At 61.4% G+C, this 18,300-nt stretch carries 14 protein-coding genes and 1 pseudogene; 12 read left to right on the top strand and 3 right to left on the bottom strand.

Translation table 11 applies throughout. The features are described from left to right. Nucleotides 1-12: 12 nt before the first annotated feature. Entirely contained in the window at nucleotides 13-423 is a 411-nt protein-coding gene (locus GV035_RS04180; RefSeq protein WP_159833664.1) for a MarR family winged helix-turn-helix transcriptional regulator, read from the bottom strand. Nucleotides 424-445: 22 nt separating this feature from the next. Then, the gene (locus GV035_RS04175) at nucleotides 446-1,591 is read right to left on the bottom strand and encodes an HPP family protein (protein ID WP_159833661.1); all 1,146 of its coding nucleotides are present in this window, start codon (nucleotides 1,589-1,591) and stop codon (nucleotides 446-448) included. Between the two features lie 189 nt (nucleotides 1,592-1,780). Here GV035_RS04175 and GV035_RS04170 point away from each other — a divergent pair, with 189 nt between their 5' ends. Next, the gene (locus GV035_RS04170; RefSeq protein WP_236572424.1) at nucleotides 1,781-3,625 is read left to right on the top strand and encodes a DUF3857 domain-containing transglutaminase family protein; all 1,845 of its coding nucleotides are present in this window, start codon (nucleotides 1,781-1,783) and stop codon (nucleotides 3,623-3,625) included. Nucleotides 3,626-3,631: 6 nt separating this feature from the next. Here GV035_RS04170 and GV035_RS04165 read toward each other — a convergent pair whose 3' ends face one another. Next, complete coding sequence (locus tag GV035_RS04165; RefSeq protein WP_236572423.1) at nucleotides 3,632-5,422, bottom strand: SUMF1/EgtB/PvdO family nonheme iron enzyme; 1,791 nt, start codon at nucleotides 5,420-5,422, stop codon at nucleotides 3,632-3,634. A gap of 263 nt (nucleotides 5,423-5,685) precedes the next feature. On the opposite strand from GV035_RS04165, the gene GV035_RS04160 reads away from it, so the two are divergent. The 11 genes and pseudogenes from GV035_RS04160 (at nucleotide 5,686) to GV035_RS04115 (ending at nucleotide 18,298) form a co-directional block, all read left to right on the top strand. Then, nucleotides 5,686-6,123 (top strand): DUF4399 domain-containing protein, encoded by a 438-nt coding sequence (locus tag GV035_RS04160; protein WP_159833657.1) that lies wholly within the window; start codon nucleotides 5,686-5,688, stop codon nucleotides 6,121-6,123. A 62-nt stretch (nucleotides 6,124-6,185) separates the two neighbouring features. Further along, nucleotides 6,186-6,644, top strand: coding sequence for a DUF4399 domain-containing protein (locus GV035_RS04155; RefSeq protein WP_159833655.1), 459 nt, complete (start codon nucleotides 6,186-6,188; stop codon nucleotides 6,642-6,644). Nucleotides 6,645-6,859: 215 nt separating this feature from the next. Further along, nucleotides 6,860-7,144, top strand: a complete 285-nt coding sequence (locus GV035_RS04150) for a hypothetical protein (protein ID WP_159833653.1) — start codon at nucleotides 6,860-6,862, stop codon at nucleotides 7,142-7,144. A 35-nt stretch (nucleotides 7,145-7,179) separates the two neighbouring features. Next, a complete protein-coding gene (locus GV035_RS04145; protein WP_159833651.1) occupies nucleotides 7,180-7,458 on the top strand; it encodes a hypothetical protein in 279 nt (92 codons plus the stop codon). A gap of 233 nt (nucleotides 7,459-7,691) precedes the next feature. Continuing rightward, complete coding sequence (locus GV035_RS04140; RefSeq protein ID WP_159834946.1) at nucleotides 7,692-9,095, top strand: efflux transporter outer membrane subunit; 1,404 nt, start codon at nucleotides 7,692-7,694, stop codon at nucleotides 9,093-9,095. A 195-nt stretch (nucleotides 9,096-9,290) separates the two neighbouring features. Next, nucleotides 9,291-9,914, top strand: a pseudogene (locus GV035_RS29815) (FHA domain-containing protein); the annotation flags it as partial. 483 nt (nucleotides 9,915-10,397) lie between these two features. Then, a complete protein-coding gene (locus GV035_RS29810; protein ID WP_328698914.1) occupies nucleotides 10,398-11,804 on the top strand; it encodes a hypothetical protein in 1,407 nt (468 codons plus the stop codon). Continuing rightward, nucleotides 11,782-13,155: an HlyD family efflux transporter periplasmic adaptor subunit gene (locus tag GV035_RS04130; RefSeq protein ID WP_159833647.1), complete on the top strand. Its 1,374-nt coding sequence runs from the start codon at nucleotides 11,782-11,784 to the stop codon at nucleotides 13,153-13,155. Before GV035_RS29810 ends, GV035_RS04130 begins: the two co-directional genes overlap by 23 nt. Nucleotides 13,156-13,172: 17 nt before the next feature. Beyond that, nucleotides 13,173-13,925 carry a peptidylprolyl isomerase gene (locus tag GV035_RS04125; protein WP_159833645.1) on the top strand — a complete coding sequence of 251 codons (753 nt, stop codon included), beginning with the start codon at nucleotides 13,173-13,175 and terminating at the stop codon, nucleotides 13,923-13,925. Nucleotides 13,926-13,940: 15 nt separating this feature from the next. Next, nucleotides 13,941-17,000, top strand: a complete 3,060-nt coding sequence (locus GV035_RS04120) for a peptidase domain-containing ABC transporter (protein ID WP_159833643.1) — start codon at nucleotides 13,941-13,943, stop codon at nucleotides 16,998-17,000. Then, on the top strand, nucleotides 16,997-18,298 hold the full coding sequence (locus GV035_RS04115; protein ID WP_159833641.1) for a sigma-54 interaction domain-containing protein: 1,302 nt from the start codon (nucleotides 16,997-16,999) through the stop codon (nucleotides 18,296-18,298). The genes GV035_RS04120 and GV035_RS04115 overlap by 4 nt, the downstream gene beginning before the upstream one ends. Nucleotides 18,299-18,300: the final 2 nt, after the last annotated feature.

Here is an 18,300-nt window from a genome sequence, read left to right as displayed (position 1 = left end):
ACTCCGCGAGACTCATAGATCGATTTGCGGCACGCGAAACGCGCCTTCGAGCGATTTCAACTCCGCGCGATGCAGCGCCGCGAGCCGCGCGAGCACTTGCTCGCCGCCCTCTTCGAGATGCACCTGCACTTGCCGCCGGTCCTCCGCGCTCTGCTCACGCCGCACGAGCCCGAGTGCCTCGCATCGCGTGACGAGCGCCACGACGCCATGATGATGCGACTGCAATCGCTCGGCCAGCTCGCCGACCGTCGCCCACGCGCGGCCGGGGAAGCCCTTGATATGCAGAAGCAGCAGATATTGCAGCGGCGTGATGCCTTCTTCCTGCGCGGCGCGCTCGGAAAACCGCTCGAAGCGGCGCATCTGATAACGGAATTCCGACAACTGCTCGAAATCGGGCTTGGCGAGCGTGCGTGTGTTTTTCATTCGTTTTCCAGGCGCCGGGCGCTCAGGCGGTTTGGCGCTCGCCCGCGAAGCTCTGGCGATACAGCCCGGCGATCAGATCGGTCTCGGTGATCATGCCGAGCAGCCGCTCGTCCTTGTCGACCACCGGAATGTGGTGATGGCCGAAGTCCGCGAACATCGGCACCAGTTCCGCGATGGCGGTGCGCGAGTCGACCGTGCAGACATCGGTGGTCATCAGCGAGCCGACGCGCGCCGGCGCTTGCACCGGCCCGCGCATGATGCGTTCGACGGCGCGCGCGAAGGCATCGCGCGGCGCCAGGCGTTGCGCGGGCGCGAGGTCGGCCCGCGTGACGATGCCGCGCACGCGGCGCGTCGCGTCGATCACGGGCAGCGCCTTCACGCGATGCCGCGCAAGCAGCGCAAGTGCGTCGTCGACCGCCGTGTCGGGCGTCACGGACACCACGCGGCGCGACATGATGTCCGCGCAACTGAATTCGGTGAAGCGGCGCGCGTACGCCTGCAATTGCGTTTCGCGCAGCAGCGCCTCCAGATCGTCCGGGTCGATGTCGAGCATTTCGCTGCGGCGCGCGAGCACGGCTTCGAGATCGGCGCGCGTGAAGCCGCCGCCGTCCGGCGTCTTCGGCGACGCCTGCGCGACGTGCGGGTAGCGGTGCCCCGTCAGCGCGTGAAAGACGATGGCCGAGCCCAGCAGCGCCGCCGACTGGATTTCCACCGGCGCGAGCACGAAGCCGTAGCCGAGCGAATGGATCGACGGGCCGCCGAGCACCGCCGTCAGCGCGACCGCGCCCGAAGGCGGGTGCACGCAGCGCAGCGCGAACATTCCGCAGATGGCGAGCGCGATGGCCAGCGCGGCGGCATCGACGGGATCGTGGATCAGCGCCGCGCACGTCACGCCGACGATCGCCGACACCAGATTGCCGCCGATGATCGACCACGGTTGCGCGAGCGGACTCGCGGGCACGGCGAAGAGCAGCACGGCGGAGGCGCCCATTGGCGCGATCAGCCAGGGAATCGCCGATGTATCGCCCACGAGCAAATGCGCGATGCCGCCCGTGAGCGCAATGCCGATCAGCGCGCCCGCGCCGGCGCGCAGCCGTTCGGTCCATCTGAGCGTGACAGGAGCGGGAAGGAAACCATGTAACCAGCGGAAGAGGACGGTGCGCGACACGTTTTCTGCGAAAGTTCTTGTGGGAAGGTCAGTGAATCGCGCTATGGAAACGCGGCGAAGCGTGAAATTATATCTCAACGTGATACAAAATGTCGCAGCACCATGCGCTCCTGTACGATGAACGTTCGCGCGTTTCCTCGTGAGCCGAACATGGGCCGGTTCTTCATGCGATTTCCGTGCGCGTTGGCCATGTGCTTCGTCGCCCTGTCCGCGTGGGGCGCGGCGGGGCCGGCGCCGGACGCCGACGAGCCATCGACCATCGTGAGCGACGTGCACGCGTTCGTCGTCGCGGACGACGGCGCCGTCACCGAGGACGACCGCACCGTGCTGCGCGCGAACACGCCGGCGGGCGTCGACGAGATCGCGCAGCGTTACGTGTGGTACGACCGGAGCGTGTCGAACGTGGAGATCGTCGAGGCGTATTCGGTCGATGCGAACGGCGCGCGTCACGACGTATCGCCCGATCAGATCCGCGACATTCAGGAGCCGCGCTCGGCGGGCGCGCCGACGTTTCAGGACGCGAAGCTGCGCGCGGTGATTTTTCCGGCGGTGGGCGTCGGTTCGACCGTGCATCTGCATTCGCGGAAAAGTCAGGCGAGTCCGGTCATTCCGGGCCAGTTCGACTATTACGTCGAGTCGGGACAGCGGCCGGTGCTGGAACAGCGGCTCGTTTTCGATCTTCCCGCGACGAAACCGCTCTACGCCGATACGCGCGGCTATGTCGCGCGTGCGCCCGTCACCGCGAATGGCCGCACGCGCTACGTGTTCGATTACCGCCGCGAGCGGATTGCGCGTATCGAAAGCGGCTCGGTGGGCTATGCGCAATACGGCGACCGGCTGATGGTGTCGACGTTTCCCGATTACGCGAGCTTCTCGGCGAGTTATCGCGCGTCCGCGGCGGATGCCAGCGCGAGCGATGCCGCCGTGCGCGCGCTCGCGCAATCGCTCACGGCCAGCGACACCGACGCCCGCGCGAAGGCGCGAACGCTGTACGACTGGGTGCGCCGCACGATCCGTTATGTGGCGATGTTCATCGGGCAGAGTCCGGCCGTGCCGCATCGCGTCACCGACGTGCTCGCCAACCGTTACGGCGACTGCAAGGATCACGTCGCGCTGTACGGCGCGCTGCTCGACGCGGTCGGCATTCGCAACGAGCCGGCGCTGATCGGGCTCGGCTCGGTCTACTCGCTGCCGTCGGTGCCGGGCTACGGCGCGGGCGCGATCAATCACATCGTCACGTACCTGCCGGACTTCGGCATGTATGCGGACAGCACGGCGGCGAGCGTCGAGTTCGGTTTCCTGCCGCTGGCGGATATGGACCGGCCAACGCTGCTTGTCGATACCGGCGCGCTGTCCCGGACGCCTGCCACGCAGGACGTGTCACGCACGGCGCGTCTGCAGATCGACGTCGCCCCGCAAGGCGAAGCGACGTTCGCCTATTGGGTCGAGGACGCGGGATGGAGCGCCGAACTGGAGCGCATGAACTTGCGGCTCGCGGGCGCGCAACGGCGCGATCAGATCGCGGCGGACCGCTTGCGTTATACGAATCTGCGCGGCGCGGGCGCGCTAACGACGACCGATGTCGATGCCACCAGCGGCCCGTTTGCGACGACGCTGCGCGGCACGCTCGACGATGTGGTGTGGCCGACCGGCACGACCGCGTTGCCCGCCCTCACGAGCCTGTCTGGCGGCATCGCCACGCAGACGCGGAACTGGCTTGCGGAGCGCACGCGCACGCAGCCGTACTTGTGCGTGGGCGGCGCTTACGACGAGGTATCGCACATCGCGCTACCGAAGACGATGCGTGTGGTCGAAGTGCCCGACGATCTCGACCTGACGAGCGGCTTTTTTCGCTATCGCTCGCGCTATGTCTTCGACGCGTCGAGCAATGTGATTCAGGTATCGCGCACGCTGGAGGCGCGTTTCGGCAAGCAGGTCTGTTCGCCTGACGATTTCGCGGCGGCGCTGCCGGTGCTCAAGAAGATCGAGCGCGATACGCAGGCGCAGATCATCGTCAAGGCGTCCGCGCGATAAGCGCGCTTACTGCGTGTCGCGCGCCACGCGAAAGCCGTTCTGCGATTGACGCACGCTCGCGCTGTATTTGAAGCGCGTCGCCGACTGCATATAGTCTCCGCCTTCGCGCCAGGATCCGCCGCGAATCACGCGCACCGAACATGAAGGTTCGTCCCACACGCGGCCATCGGCGGGCGCGCCTTTGTACGAACTATGCCAGCAGTCGGCGACCCATTCCCACACGCTGCCGTTCATGTCGTACAGACCATAGCCGTTCGGCTTGAATGAACCGACGGGCACGGGCGCGTCCGGATGATACGGCTCGCCGCAATCCTTGCAGTCGGCCGTGCCTTTCTTCATTCGATCGCCCCACCAGAACGTGCTTTGCGTGCCGCCGCGCGCCGCGAATTCCCATTCGGCTTCGCTCGGTAGACGATACGGCTTGCCGCCGACTTTGCTGAGCCACTTCACGTAGACCTGCGCATCGTCCCAACTGACATTGCGCATCGGCGAATTGGCGGGCGGCGGGGCGCTGGCGTTGCTGTCCGGCGCGATGCGGGTGCAGGCGCCTGCATCGGCGCACGCGTTCCATTGCTCGACGGTCACTTCGTATTTGCCGATGGCAAACGGCCGTCCAAGCGTCACGCGGTGCGATGGCTTTTCGCCGGGATCGTCGTTATTGCTGCCCATCATGAACGTTCCGGGCACGATGGGAATCATTAACGGGCACTGCGGGCAGTCCTTGATTTCGTTGCCGGTTGGTTTAGGGGTGGTGGTCGGAGCTGTACTGGTGACTGTGCCAGCCGCCTTGGCGGGAGCGGACGCGGGCGCCGCGATCGCGGGCGACGCCGCAACGGACGGCCTCGCGCTCGCCGTTGCCTTCAGCCGGTCGATGCGCGCCTTCGCAAGCGCAGCGAAACGCCCGTTCGGATAGGACTTCAAATAAGCCTCGTAGTCGCTCGGATACGTGCTGTCCTTGATGGATTCCCAGAACGCCAGTTCGTATTGCTCGCTGCTGTCCTTGGGAAGAATGCCGCGCATGCGGATTTCTCCGCCATCGATACGGGCGGATTCGGCCATCAGCGGAAGGTTCACGGTGCCGCGTCCGAACGTCGAGAACCCGTCCAATGTCGATGAAACCCAGGGCCGCTGCATGCCGCCCGAGGCGCGGGCAACGTCGGAAGCTGCGGTATCGAATGAACCGGACGTGATGCGCTTCTGCGCGGCCAATGCGCGCAAGAGCGCCGCGGTGTAGCGGCCGTTGCGCGCATCTTCGGCTGCGCCGCTATCGGGCTGCGCCGCGAATGCGACGAGCGTGCGCGGCGGCAGCTTCAACGCTTCTTCTTGAGCGCGGCCCAATGGATCGTCGAGACACATGTCGAGCACGACAATGTTCGTACCGAGCGGCCTCGCACGCGCCATGCGCGCGGCGATGTCCTGCACCGCGATGCCTTGCTTCAGTAACGCGGCGGGATGCGTGCCGCGCGCATCGATCGGTAAGAGAAGCGCGTCGCCGCCCGTTTGTACGCCGTGACCTGCGAAGTAAACCAACGCGGTATCGCGCGGACCCAAGTCAGTGATGAACGATTGGATTGCTTGCTGCATCGCATTGCTATTCATATTCGTGCGACGCGTCACCGTAAAGCCCATCGCCGACAATGCCGCGCTCATGTCTTTGGCGTCGCTTTGCGCGCTTGCCAGAGGATGCGCGTCATAAGCGTCGTTGCCTATGACAAGCGCGACGCTGTGCCCTCGGTCGCTATCGTGCGTAATTGCTGCAGAGGACGCCCCTGCGGACTGCGCGAATGCCGCGCTCATGGCGACGAACACGCCTGCGATAAAGATAGTCCGCCACATATTCACACCCTGTTCCGTATGGCGTTGAGGGAGAAGCACGTGTGCAGCACAAACAACGATAGCACGCTGTGGATGACTACTTAATCCCCTAAAAGGAGGTACTCCGATGCAGTGTCCGCGTCCCTCCCTGCGCACGTATCTTTTTAAATCGTTACGTCCTAATCTGAAAGCGGAACCTGATCGTTGGCCTTTGAACGGCCTGTCTTTGAAGAGGCATCCAAAACATGCTGAGAAGAACTGTACTGGGCGCGCTCGCTTCGATTGCGGCGCTCGCCGCTGACGCTTCGTTTTCTGCCGGGCGTGCCCGCACGCCTGCACCCGCGAACGCGCAGGCGTACATCATCTGGCCGCCGGACGGCGCGGTGCTCTCAGGCGGCAAGCTGTGGGTGCGCATGGGCCTGCGCAACATGGGCGTGTGTCCGAAAGGCATCGACATGCCTAACGTCGGGCATCACCATCTGCTGATCGATACGGACCTGCCGCCGCTCGATCAGGAGATTCCGTCGGATCGCAATCATCTGCACTACGGCGCGGGCGAAACCGATGCGCGCGTGGAGTTGCCGCCCGGAAAGCACACGCTGCAACTCCTCATGGGCGACTACAACCATGTACCGCATGATCCGCCCGTCTATTCGAAGAAGATCACGGTCACGATGAAATAGGCCGGAGCGTCGCTTCGATTGATGCGTGCACCGTCCCCGCGCCTTTGCCAAGGGTATATGACATGAAACAACGTACTGCTGGCGCGCTTTGGCGCGCACGTTCGATCCTGCTCGCCGCCGCGTTGGCCGCGCCGTTCAGTGTGAGCCATGCAGAAGGCGGACCAACGCCCGCGCCCGCGAACGCGCATGCGTATATCGGCTATCCCAATGACGGTCAGACGGTTCCTGCGGGCAAGCCTTTTCGCGTGTGGTTCGGGCTGCGGTTCATGGGCGTCGCGCCGCGCGGTGTGAAGTTTCCGAATACCGGGCATCACCATCTGTTGATCGATACGGACCTGCCACCGCTGGACCAGGAGATTCCGTCCGATCGCAATCATCTGCATTACGGCGCAGGGGAGACGGAGACCATGCTCGAATTGCCGCCAGGTAAGCACACGCTTCAACTTCTCCTCGGCGACGACCGGCACATCCCGCACAACCCGCCCGTCTATTCGAAGAAGATCACGATTTATGTGCGGTGAGCGTGTCGGTCTAAAACAAACAGTCGGACTACGAAGTGTTTGTCGCCGACCGATAGGAACCGTGAAGCGGAATTGAAGTGCAGGCGCTAAAAGCTTTATCCAGCAAGGCGATGCAGGAATCAGCACCAAGATGGCATAGGCCGTGCATTGTGCTAACCGAGCAAACAGTTTGCTCGAACCCACCCGACGCGCAATGCGCCCCAAGGAGAACCACCATGAAGACGCTGACGATCCTCGACATTCCCGTCACCGAAGAACTCGACCGCCGCGCGATGTCGGCTGTACGCGGCGGCACATCGTTCTACTTTCCCGGCTATGACGTTTCGAAGGTAAGCCTTTCGTTCGACACGCAGCAGTTCATCGGTCAGACGCAGAACACGCAGAGCCAGAACGGCGTGAACGTGGCGTTCGGTCACGACATCTCGTCGAATGTCGCGCCGAAACAGACGGCCACCAACCACAGCACGATCAACATCGGAACGGGCTTATTGCCCCTCTGACCCGTTCACGTCCACTCACGCCAGGAACCTTCATCATGTCCACGCTGACTATCCGCGATCTCGTCCACCACGCCGAACTCGGCCGCCATGAAATGTCCGCGGTGCGCGGCGGCACGAGCTTCTATTTCCCGAGCTACAAGTCGAGCTTCGATCTGAGCGCCACTACGCAGCAGTTGACTAACCAGGCGCAGAACACGCTCAACGCAAACGGCGTGAACGACGCTTTCTCGGAGTACAACACGTCGCGCGTTGCGCCCCAGCAGAAGGCGGATAACGCGAGCGACATCAATGTGCTTGCGCCGTATGCGTTGTGATGCAGGAATAAGCCGAATAACGGCACGGTAGAGCTTCTGTTGTTCGCAGCAAAAGCGGAGCACGGGGAGTTCCGCTGCATCACCCGCCTGCATCCTGGCGGCGCGGTTCGCTCGTTGTTCCAGACACGGCGAGCGAACCGCACTCGAGCGCGGCTATTGAGTGACGCGCATTCAACGAACTAGCGTGATCGTCGGAGCAGATCGTGCGAGCCTCATTCCCCTCGTTGCGCCTCATGACCGGATTCGCGAGCCTTTGCGCCGCGGCGCTGCTTGCGGGCTGCATCGACGTCAGCGTGCCTGTCTATAAGCGCCCCGATACACCGGAAAAGACCGCATTCACTTCGATCAGCGCCCCGAAGACCGCTCCCGCCGAGACCATTCGTCCCGACTGGTGGAAGCAGTTCGAGGACCCGTATCTCGACGGACTCATCGACAAGGCCATCAACGGAAACTTCGATATCAAGGTGCTTGCGGCACGCATCCAGGTGGCGGGCGCGCAGATCGGCGAGGCTCGCGCAGGGGCGTTGCCTTCGATGGATGTCGGCGCAGGCGCGAGCTTCGAGAAGACGACGGGCCAGCCGTTCACCAGGCAATACAACCTGGCCACGCAAGTGAACTGGGACATCGATATATGGGGTGCAGTGGAGAAGGGCGTGCAGGCGCAAAGGGCCGAATATCGCGCGAGCGAAGCGGACTGGCGCGCGGGCTATCTCGAACTCGTCTCCAGCGTATCCACCACGTATTTCCAAATACTTCAGTTCGACGATCAGATCGCGCAGCAAACGCTGACGATCGCGACGAACCAAAAAATCCTGACGATATTCGAAGGCATGGAAAAGAACGGCCTCGTGCCGCACACGCAAGTTCTGACGCAGCGCGCAGAATTGAATCGGCTCACGCGTGAGCTGCTGGAACTGCGCCGTTCCCGTGATCTTGCGGACAATGCGCTCGCGACCTTGACGGGCGTTCCCGCTGGCGAGTTCAAGGTGCCGGACGGTCACTTGCAAAAACGTGTGCAGATTCCGCCCGTGCCGTCCGGCCTGCCGTCGCAATTGCTGGCGCGCAGGCCCGATCTGATTGCCGCTGAGTATCGCGTTCTCGAATCGTACGATCTCGTGGGACAAGCCAAGCTCGCGCAATTGCCGACCATCAGCCTGACCGGGCGCGGCGGTACGGCGAGTTTCGCATTGACGGACTTATTGAAGTCCTTCACGTTCAGCTTCATGCCGAGCATCAATATCCCGATTCTCGACCCGAGCGTGCGCGCGCACGTCAAGACGACCGAAGCGCAAAGCACCGTGGCCGAGCAGCAGTATCGCAGCACCGTGATGAGCGCGTTCGAAGAAGTCGAGAATGCGCTCGTCAACCTTGATTCGCATACGAAGCAGCGCGAGCAATTGCAGCAGGAGGTCGCGCATCTGACGATCGTTGCGGCGCAGATCGACGCGCAACTCAAGGAAGGCGTGATTTCGCAACTGGAAGTGTTCGAAACTGAACGCACGTTGCTTGCCGCGCAACTCGCCTTGCTCGCGAATCATCAGCAGATGTTGTCCGACACCGTCACGCTTTATAAGGCGCTAGGAGGCGGCTGGCCTGCGGTCGACGTGCAGAGTGCCGCCGTTGAGAAGAAGTACTGACGTTGCGTAAAACGACCGTTCGCAAAACACGCGATGCCGCGAATAAGGCGCTTGCCGATGCCACCGCCCGATTGACTAAGAGAATGCGTGACTTAAACTTTCATCAGCCCGTCAGTGTATGTAGCTGCCCGACGGTGCAAACCTTCTCGTCGACGCCGCTCGCTGTGCAGCGCCGGACGCATGCTGTGAACTGACATGGCTCCAGGCGAACCGATAGCGGAACCGCAGCCGCGCGTGGACGAAGCATTCGATGTCGTCCTCAAGCCGGCATGGCGTGGCGATCCGGCCCATGCGTTGAGCGAGATTCGCATCGACGAGGACCTTTTCGCCATTGGCCGCGCCGAAGCGCCGTTCGATGAAAGCCCGCCAGAAGCCGTGGCGCAACTGTCGCGCCGCCATGCGCGCTTGTTCATCGAGCACGGCTGCGTGTATATCGCCGATCTCGGAAGCAAGAACGGCACGGCCTTGAATGGCACGCCCGTACGGGACGTGCCCGCTCGCGTGAGAAGCGGCGACAAGATTTCGTTCGGCAGCCGGCTCGCTTATCGCGTGGAATTCGCACCGCGCCGACGTCGCGCGCATGTGGCGAAGCAGATTGCGATGACGCTCGTTCCACTGCGCGAAGAACTCGGTCTCGAGCCTGTCGAACTCACTCAGTTTCCATTTCTGGTGAGTAAGACCGATGACATCTTCGCGCGTTATGGACCGCGTTATCCGCATCAGGTTAACTATGTATCGCGGCGTCACGCGCACATATTCGTCAAGGCCGGTGCGCCGTACGTTGAAGACCTCGGCAGCACGAACGGTACCTTCGTGAATGGACAACGCATCGGCGACTCCGCTATCGCGCTCAAAGACGGTGACACACTGGCGTTCGGCGGCACGCATTTCGCCTACCGCGTGAGTCTCAATGGCGACGAGAGCGAATCCACGCTGACCGAAATGGTCGCCGCAACGCAGCCCGGCGCGCACCACGAGCGCGACAGCGACAAGACCACTTTCGTCGGCTCCGCGCATTCGTTTCTCGACATTTTCTGTGTCGATCAATCCGCAACGCGCGATGACGAGATCAACGCGGACGCGCAGGTTGCCTCGCATCGCAAGGAGCAGGATGGCGATGAGCGTGCCTCGCGCGGAAGGTTGGCCCTTTTCGTGCGTGAATTGCGCAAGGCATTCGCCAGCGACGATGCACGCGCCGCGCGGCGCGCGCGCATCGTCATTGTCTGCGTGGTTCTCTTGCTCGTGGTTGCCGGCTTTGCGTTGTTCCATAGCGGCTCAATGGAACGTCGAGCAAAATCGCGGATGGCAAGCGGCGACTATGCCCGAGCCGCCGCGCTAAGCGACGACTATCTGCGCACGCACCCGCAAGATGCGCCGTTCGCATCGATGAACACGGAAGCCGTGCTCAAGGCCGATGTCCCTCGCTGGCTTGCCGCGCTGCGCAAAGGCGATTATGCGAACGCGGAGCGCATCATCACGCAGATGCAAGCGTTGAGTCAGCACAATCGGGAAGTCGGTTCGATGCTCGATGAATTGCGCTGGATCGGCAAGCTGGAGCTTTTCGTGATGAGCCGTGGCGGCCCTGACGCGCCCATTCAGATGTACGCCGACGAGCCACGCATTGCAGACATCCTCAAACACTGGGAGTCGGACGCGGCGGGCCATCAGCGGGATCTCGATCGCATCGCGGGATACGTTCCCGAATTCCGCGATCCCTACGCGCTCGCGCTAAGCCATCTACGCAAGCTGCAAAGCGACGATTCGGTGTATCTCGCCGCAATCGACCGGTTGAATGCGAATATCGTCAAGAGTCTCGCGAGCGGCGACCTCGACGCGATCACGGCGATGTTGAAAGACTATGCGGAGCGGTATCCGCGTCTTCGCGGTCTGGATCGCGTGCGTGCCGACGCGAATGCCTACGCAAGCCTCGAGCGCGCGATGGCCGCCAAAAGCCTCGCACCGCTTGCGCAATGGCTTGGAACGACGAAGTTCTCCACGCCGCCCTTCGAGCGCAGATGGGCGGAACTGAGTGCGCATGAGTTGCCGCCTGCCGCTGTAATGACGCAATACGCCGCTGTGTCCGATGCCTGGCGCAATGGACGCAGTGCTCAGGCCATCGATGGCCTGCAAAAGATTCCACAAGGGAACTGGTCGCCGGCCCTGCAAAGCGAACTGGGTCACAAAAAAGCAGTCGTCGCCCAATTCAATGAATTGCAGAAGACACGCGGTTCGAAACGCTATGAGGACGCGCTGCTTTCGTTCTATGAAACGCTGGACGTACAGAGCGACACTTATTTCGTGCATGCCGTCGCACCGGATATTGCGGCGCTCAACGGCAAAGCGGTCGCGCGCGGTCAAGCGTTGATGACTCAAGCGCAGTCGCTTTGGGAGCAGTATCGGACGAACGGCGGAATAGGCGGATCGCAACGGCTCGAAGCCGGCGTGTCGGACAGCTTCCGTTCGCAGGCGCGGCGCTTGTCGGAGGCGCAGGACGCATCCACGCGCGGCATGCGGATGCTCAAGCAAGTCAAGTTGAATGACGCAGCCGGTCAAGGCAAATGGACCGCGCTGAGCAAAGAGATCGATGACGAGGCCGATCTGCAACGGCGCTCCCTGCAAGACCTGCGCATGGTGCTCGAACCGTCACTGCTTCGAGCGAAACTGACGTTGATCGGAGGAACGAGCGGTGAAACGCAACGCGCCCCTTAGGCCATTCTCCGAGGCGCTCGGCGATCACGGCGCGGAAGGCATCGCCATTCTGACCGCCGAGCCGCTCAAGCTGACGCAGGCCGTCGTAGTGGCTATGGTCGCGCTCGTCGTGGCCGCGCTGGGGTGGTCGTTCGTCGGTCATGCCGATGTCATCGTCACTGCGCAAGGCACGCTTGCGCCCGAATCGGAGGTGCGGCGCTTCTATGCACCGATCGACGGCGAACTGGCCGATCTGTATATCGCGGAAGGGCAACCGGTGCGCAAGGACGATGTGGTCGCGCGGCTCAACGCACGCGGAGCGATCGAAGCGGCCACCAATGCACTCGAAGCTCAACTCAAACTCGACGACGCCGAGCGCGACTGGAAGCAGTTCCCCGAAAAGAAGATGCTGATGGAGCGGCGAATCGCGGCGCTCAAGGATCAGATGGAAGTCGAGGAACATCAGCATCAGCAACGCGTAAGCGAAGGCACGAGCAAGCTCGCCGAAGGCCAGAAGGCACAGCTAGAGGAACAGCGCAGTACGCTGGACAATGCACGCCGCGCACGCGACGCGGCAAAGAACGAACTGGATCGCTTCGCGCGGCTCTTTGCATTGCCGGGCGGTGGCGGCGTGTCGGAGTCGCAAGTGGAAGCGAAGCGCAACGTGTATCAGGAAGCCGATGGCGCATACCGCGTCGAGCAGGCGAAACTCGCGGAACTGGATTTTCGCCTGAGCCACGAATTCAAGCAGGCGAAGGCGCAACTCGAAACGAGCGGTCAGGAAGCGACGAGTCTCAGACTGCAATACGAGTCCGCCATGCGCGAAGTAACGAGTACGGAAGACAAGCTCCGTCTGCAATTGCAGACAGCGCGCCTCGTCGCGGACGCCGCCGCGCGCATCCGCTTCGAGAACATCGACAAGGACAATTTTCTGCTGATCCTCGCGCCGGTGTCGGGTGTGGTCACGGACGTCACATCGACACAGCCGGGCGACAAGATCCAGGCCAATACGCCGCTAGGCGGCATCGCGCCGGCGAATGCGCGCCCGGTGTTGAAGATAGAGATTGCCGAGCATGACCGCGCCTTTCTGCGCGAAGGGCAGCGCGTGAAGCTCAAGTTCAATGCGTTTCCTTATCAGCGTTATGGCGTGATAGACGGCACGCTGGCCTTCATTTCGCCAGCGACGAAGCCGAGCGCGACGAGCAAGCAACCGATCTATGAAGGGCGCGTCACGCTGGATCGTGACTATTACCGGATTGCCGATACGAAATATCCGCTTCGCTATGGCATGACGGCTTCGGCTGAAATCGTGGTGCGCGAGCGGCGGCTGATCGACCTGGGCCTCGATCCGTTCCGAAGCGTAGCGGGATAAACCGAGTGGAGAACAACATGACGGCGATTGTGCGTATCGACGACGAAGTAGTCGATGTCGGTGAATTCCTCAGGCTTCTGAAGCTCAACGGTCAGTTCGATGGCCTCGTCGAGCAACTCGTGCGCGACAAGCTGACGGTGTGCGCGGCGAAGAAGGCGGGCGTCGCACCCACGGCCGACGAAATACAGACGCGCGCCGATCAATTCAGGCGCATTCGTGGGCTGCATCGCGCGGCGGACATGAACAACTATCTCGATGCGCTCAATGTAAGCCTCGACGAATTCGAAGCGTATATCACCGATACGATCTACCAGGAGAAGATGCTGGAGCAGGTGGGCACGCAACGCGCGATAGAAGCGTTCTTTCAACTGAATTCACCGCGGTTCGACAGCATCGAAGTGCGTCACATCGTGCTGGATTCGGAAGGAAGCGCCAAGGAAATGATGTCCTATCTCACCGACGACCCCGAGAGCTTTGCCGATATGGCCCGTGAGCACTCCCTCGCCGATACGCGTGACGCGGGCGGCCTGATCGGTCGCGTGATGCGCGGTCAGCTGCGGGCGGATATCGAGGCGAAAGTCTTCAACGCGGAGCCGGGCGATCTGCTCGGACCTTTCGTCTCGGCTGACGGCGCCTCGTATGAGATTTTCGCGGTGACGTGCAAGCACCCGGCACAACTGGACGATGACACGACCGCTGAGATCCGTCGACTCTTGCGCGAGGAATGGCTGCTTGCAAGAGCGCAGGAACACGTGATCGAAGCGCGCTAAGGCTTTTCGACCGACATGGACGCGCCTTCGAACCTTGACTCGCCCGCGGATTTTCTTGCGACTGTGGAGATACTCTCGCCGCTTTCACGCGAGGAAATCGAGCGGTTGGCTCAGCACGCCGAGTCGCGCCGCTATGGGTTCGGTGAGACCGTGTGCAATGCGGGCGACGCAGCCGATGGCCTGTATGTCATCAAGGCAGGCTCGGTGCGAATATTTACCGAGGAGCACGGCAAAGAAATCAGCATGGGGCTGAAGAAAGAGCGTGAGACATTCGCTGATATCGCGATGTTGCGGGACTATCGGCATGAGTCGTCCGTGCGTTCTTCAGGCAAGACCGAGCTCCTGTTCATTCCTCGTCGCGCAATCGAACCCGTCATTGCAAAGAATCCCGCGGCGCTCGCGTTCGTGACGAGTTATGTCGCCATTGCTTCGGCGGGCGGCTTCGTGGCCAAGCTCTTCGACTTGCGCGGCAAGCTCGATAAGGCGGAACTCGAAGAATGCGTGCGCAGCGTCGGGGTCAAGCGAGTCAGTGAAGGCAAGGAGATTCTCAAACAGGACTCTCGCGATGACAGGCGTCTCTATGTGGTGCGTCAGGGAGAAGTGCGCGTTATACGCGAAGAGGGCGGTCAACAATACGTGCTGGCAACGCTTGGCCCCGGCGAGATCTTCGGCGAGAAAGCCTGCGTGATGCGTCAGGAGCAGATGGCGTCCGCCATTGCGAGCGCCGATACGCGCTTGCTCGTGATTCCTGAAAAGACGGTGCATTTCATTATCGAGCGCAACGTCAGACTGCGCGAAGTGCTCGAAGAGCGCATCCGCTTTAGCGAACGCGAATTACAGCGGCAAAAGAAGGTTGCGGAGCGCCGCAGTCTTCCCTCGATGCTCGATCTGCACAGCAAGCCCGAACTGGGCGAACGCGTGATCAAGCGGTTTGCATGGGTACAACAAGCCGAGGAGATGGATTGCGGCGCCGCGTGCCTTGCGATGATTTGCCGGCATTACGGCATCGGCATGACGCTTGGCAAGCTGCGCGAACTGGCTAACGTGACGACGCAAGGCGCGACGCTCGACAGCCTGGCGCGCGCCGGCGAGGCACTCGGTTTCACGACGCGCGGCGTTCAATGCACGTATGAATCGTTGCGTGGGTTCGAGTTGCCGTTCATTGCGCATTGGGAGGGCTATCACTACATCATCGTCTACGGCATTTCGAAGGGAAACGTGTGGGTTGCGGACCCGGCCATAGGTTTTAGAAAGATGACGGTGGACGAGTTCGAGCGAGGCTGGAGCGGCACCTGTCTGCTCTTTACGCCGGCGCACGATCTGGTGCAGAAGGCGGTGTCCAATTCGCCGTGGATACGCTTCGTCGGATACATGAAGCCGTATCGCATGATCTTGCTGCATCTCTTTCTCGCGACATTCGTGATTCAAGTACTGGGCGTAGTTCCGCCGCTCATCATCCAGAACATTCTGGACGGCGTGATCGTTCATCAGAACGTCGGATTGCTGCATGTGCTGATTGCGGGACTCATCATCTCGAACGTGTTTTCGCAGTTGATGTCCACGATACGCGCGTATCTGGCGAACTTCATGATGCGCAACATGGACTTCGCGATGATGTCGCAATTCTTCAAGCATACGTTCTCGTTGCCGTTCAGCTTCTTCGCCAAGCGCAAGACCGGCGACATATTCGCGCGCTTTCAGGAAAATCACACGATCCGCGCGTTTCTGACCGAATCCACCGTGACGACGGTGCTGAATCTTCTCATGATCTTCATCTACTTCACGATCATGTTTCTGTACAACGTCAAACTGACGTTGCTGCTGATAGCGTTCATTGTTCCGCTGATGGCGCTGACCGTGCTCGCCACGCCCCGTATCAAGCAGAACGCGCGTGAGATGTTTTCGTCTGGGACCGATGCCCGCTCCTATCTGATGGAAGCACTGGGCGGCGTGGAGACGGTCAAGGGAATGGGTATAGAGCGGGCCGTACGCCTGAAGTGGGAAAAGAAGTACGCGAAGTCACTCGAGATTCAGTACAAGTCTCAGCGTTTCAATATCGCCGTGGGCTTGTGCAGTCAACTGCTCAATGCGGCGACGACCATTGCGGTGTTATGGGCCGGCGCCAATCTGGTGCTCGCGCGCGAGTTGACGATCGGCCAATTGATTGCGTTCAATGCCTTCATGGGAAGCGTGTTGTCGCCACTCATGAGCCTTATCAATCTGTGGAGTCTGCTCAACGACGCCGGCGTCGCCATGGAGCGTCTGGGCGATGTGCTCGACATCGAACCCGAGCAGAAGCCATCGGAGATGCAGCAACGCGTGATGCTGCCTGACCTTCAGGGCGACATCAGCTTCAATGGCGTCTATTTCCGTTATGGCGACGGCGACGCGCCTTACGTGCTGGAGAACATCAGCTTCGATATCAAGCCGGGTGAACTCATTGCCGTGGTTGGACGCAGCGGTTCGGGAAAGACGACGCTCGCTAAACTGCTCGTCGGTTTTTATGCGCCGAGCGAAGGAAAGATGACGGTCGATGGCTATGACATCAATGTGATCGACAAAGGTTTCTACCGCGCGCAGATAGGCTATGTGATGCAAAGCAACCTGCTGTTCTCCGGCACCATCGCCGACAACATCGCGAGCGGCGATGAAGCGCCGGATCGCAAGCGCATCGAGGAAGTGGCGAAGATGGCCGACGCGCATGGCTTCATCAGCAAGATGCCGCTAGGCTATGAGCAAGTGGTCGGCGAACGGGGCGTGGGGCTTTCGGGCGGTCAAATGCAACGTCTGTGCATTGCGCGCGCGCTCTATCACGACCCGCGTCTGCTTTTATTCGACGAAGCGACATCCGCGCTCGATACGCAATCCGAGAGCAATATTTTGAGCAACATGCAGGAAATCCTGAAAGGGCGCACGGCAGTCATCATCGCGCATCGGCTGTCGACGATCATGCGCGCCGACAAGATTCTCGTGCTTTACGAAGGCGGCATCGTGGAACAAGGAAAACATGATGAACTCGTCGCGAGAAAAGGCATGTATTACCAACTGGTGCAAAAGCAATTGAGCGCAGCATGAAGATACTCGACCAACCCGAAAGCGACAGCGGTGTACCTGCATCGGCGATATCGTACGCGGGTGTCATCGAGAAAATCGAAATATTGCGCTCGACGTTGCGATGGACGTCGCGCCTCGAGCGGCCCGAGATCGAAAAGCTGCTGCGTCAGGCGAGCGCGCTGCGCGATGAGGTCATGCAGCTTTCGCACAAGGAGCGTTTCGTACAGGCCGCTGCCGCCGAGCCCAGGCGGGATCTTTCGGCGGGAGCGCGCCGACAGGCACTCATGGAACGCAGCTTCATTTTCGAGGGGACGTTTGGAGACAATCCGAAGCTATTGGAGGCGCTCGAGATTGCCGAGAAGGCCGCGCCGACCGATCTCCCGGTCTTGATCGACGGTGAGAGCGGGACCGGCAAAGAGCTGATGGCGAAGGTCATTCACGCAAACGGATCGCGTGCGGACAAGCCGTATATCTCCGTGAATTGCGGCGCAATTCCTGAGAATCTCATTGAGTCAGAACTCTTTGGGCATCGCAAGGGGGCGTTCACGGGCGCGACAAACGACCGCAAAGGAAAATTCGAGAGCGCGCATACCGGGACCATCTTTCTCGACGAGATTGGCGAGTTGCCGCTGTCGGGGCAAGTAAAACTGCTGCGCGTGCTCGAAGCACATGAGATACAGCGTGTTGGCTCGGACGAGCCTATTGCCGTCGACACGCGGATCGTCGCCGCGACGAATCGAAACTTGCGGCGGTGGTGCGAAGAAGGGCGCTTTCGCGAGGATCTGTTCTATCGTTTGAGCGTCATTCATTTGACGCTGCCTTCATTGCGTGAGCGTCGCGATGAAATTCCGCTTCTGCTGGCCTATTTCGGCGACGAGGCGGCGGCTGCGCTCAAGCGGCGGCCCGTGAAGATATCGCCGCGTCTTCGCGACTTTCTGCGCAGCTACGACTATCCGGGCAATATCCGCGAACTGCGCAACGTGGTGTATCGGCTCGCTTGCCTGGCGGGCGATATGGCCGACATTGAGCACTTGCCGGTGGACATTCGGCCCCGGTCTTCGCTTTCCATCGCAATAGGAAGTTCTTCGGCGAGCGGTGACGCAATCGCGACAGCCGGTTCGCTTAGCGAAGCCAAGCGTGTGGCAAGCGACGAAGCAGAGCGCGCCTTTCTCGAACGGGGCTTGCATGAAGTAGGCGGCACCGTGGCCGAGCTTGCGCGCCGCTACGAGATGAATCGCTCGCACCTGCAAATGCTTCTGAAAAAGCACGGGCTTCATTCGAAGGACTTCAGGCAGGCGGCGCAAAGAAACAAGCAGTGAGA

Origin of the sequence: Burkholderia sp. 8Y, assembly GCF_902506145.1 — a bacterium.
Taxonomy (GTDB): Bacteria; Pseudomonadota; Gammaproteobacteria; order Burkholderiales; family Burkholderiaceae; genus Caballeronia.
This window is presented reverse-complemented; position numbering and strand designations above follow the sequence as displayed.

Bases quoted from the DNA above. Each gene is read 5' to 3' on its own strand.
- GV035_RS04180 (WP_159833664.1), bottom strand. From the start codon at position 423: ATGAAAAACACACGCACGCTCGCCAAGCCCGATTTCGAGCAGTTGTCG.
- GV035_RS04170 (WP_236572424.1), top strand. From the start codon at position 1,781: ATGTGCTTCGTCGCCCTGTCCGCGTGGGGCGCGGCGGGGCCGGCGCCG.
- GV035_RS04165 (WP_236572423.1), bottom strand. From the start codon at position 5,422: ATGAGCGCGGCATTCGCGCAGTCCGCAGGGGCGTCCTCTGCAGCAATT.
- GV035_RS04160 (WP_159833657.1), top strand. From the start codon at position 5,686: ATGCTGAGAAGAACTGTACTGGGCGCGCTCGCTTCGATTGCGGCGCTC.
- GV035_RS04155 (WP_159833655.1), top strand. From the start codon at position 6,186: ATGAAACAACGTACTGCTGGCGCGCTTTGGCGCGCACGTTCGATCCTG.
- GV035_RS04150 (WP_159833653.1), top strand. From the start codon at position 6,860: ATGAAGACGCTGACGATCCTCGACATTCCCGTCACCGAAGAACTCGAC.
- GV035_RS04145 (WP_159833651.1), top strand. From the start codon at position 7,180: ATGTCCACGCTGACTATCCGCGATCTCGTCCACCACGCCGAACTCGGC.
- GV035_RS04140 (WP_159834946.1), top strand. From the start codon at position 7,692: ATGACCGGATTCGCGAGCCTTTGCGCCGCGGCGCTGCTTGCGGGCTGC.
- GV035_RS29810 (WP_328698914.1), top strand. From the start codon at position 10,398: ATGGCAAGCGGCGACTATGCCCGAGCCGCCGCGCTAAGCGACGACTAT.
- GV035_RS04125 (WP_159833645.1), top strand. From the start codon at position 13,173: ATGACGGCGATTGTGCGTATCGACGACGAAGTAGTCGATGTCGGTGAA.
- GV035_RS04120 (WP_159833643.1), top strand. From the start codon at position 13,941: ATGGACGCGCCTTCGAACCTTGACTCGCCCGCGGATTTTCTTGCGACT.
- GV035_RS04115 (WP_159833641.1), top strand. From the start codon at position 16,997: ATGAAGATACTCGACCAACCCGAAAGCGACAGCGGTGTACCTGCATCG.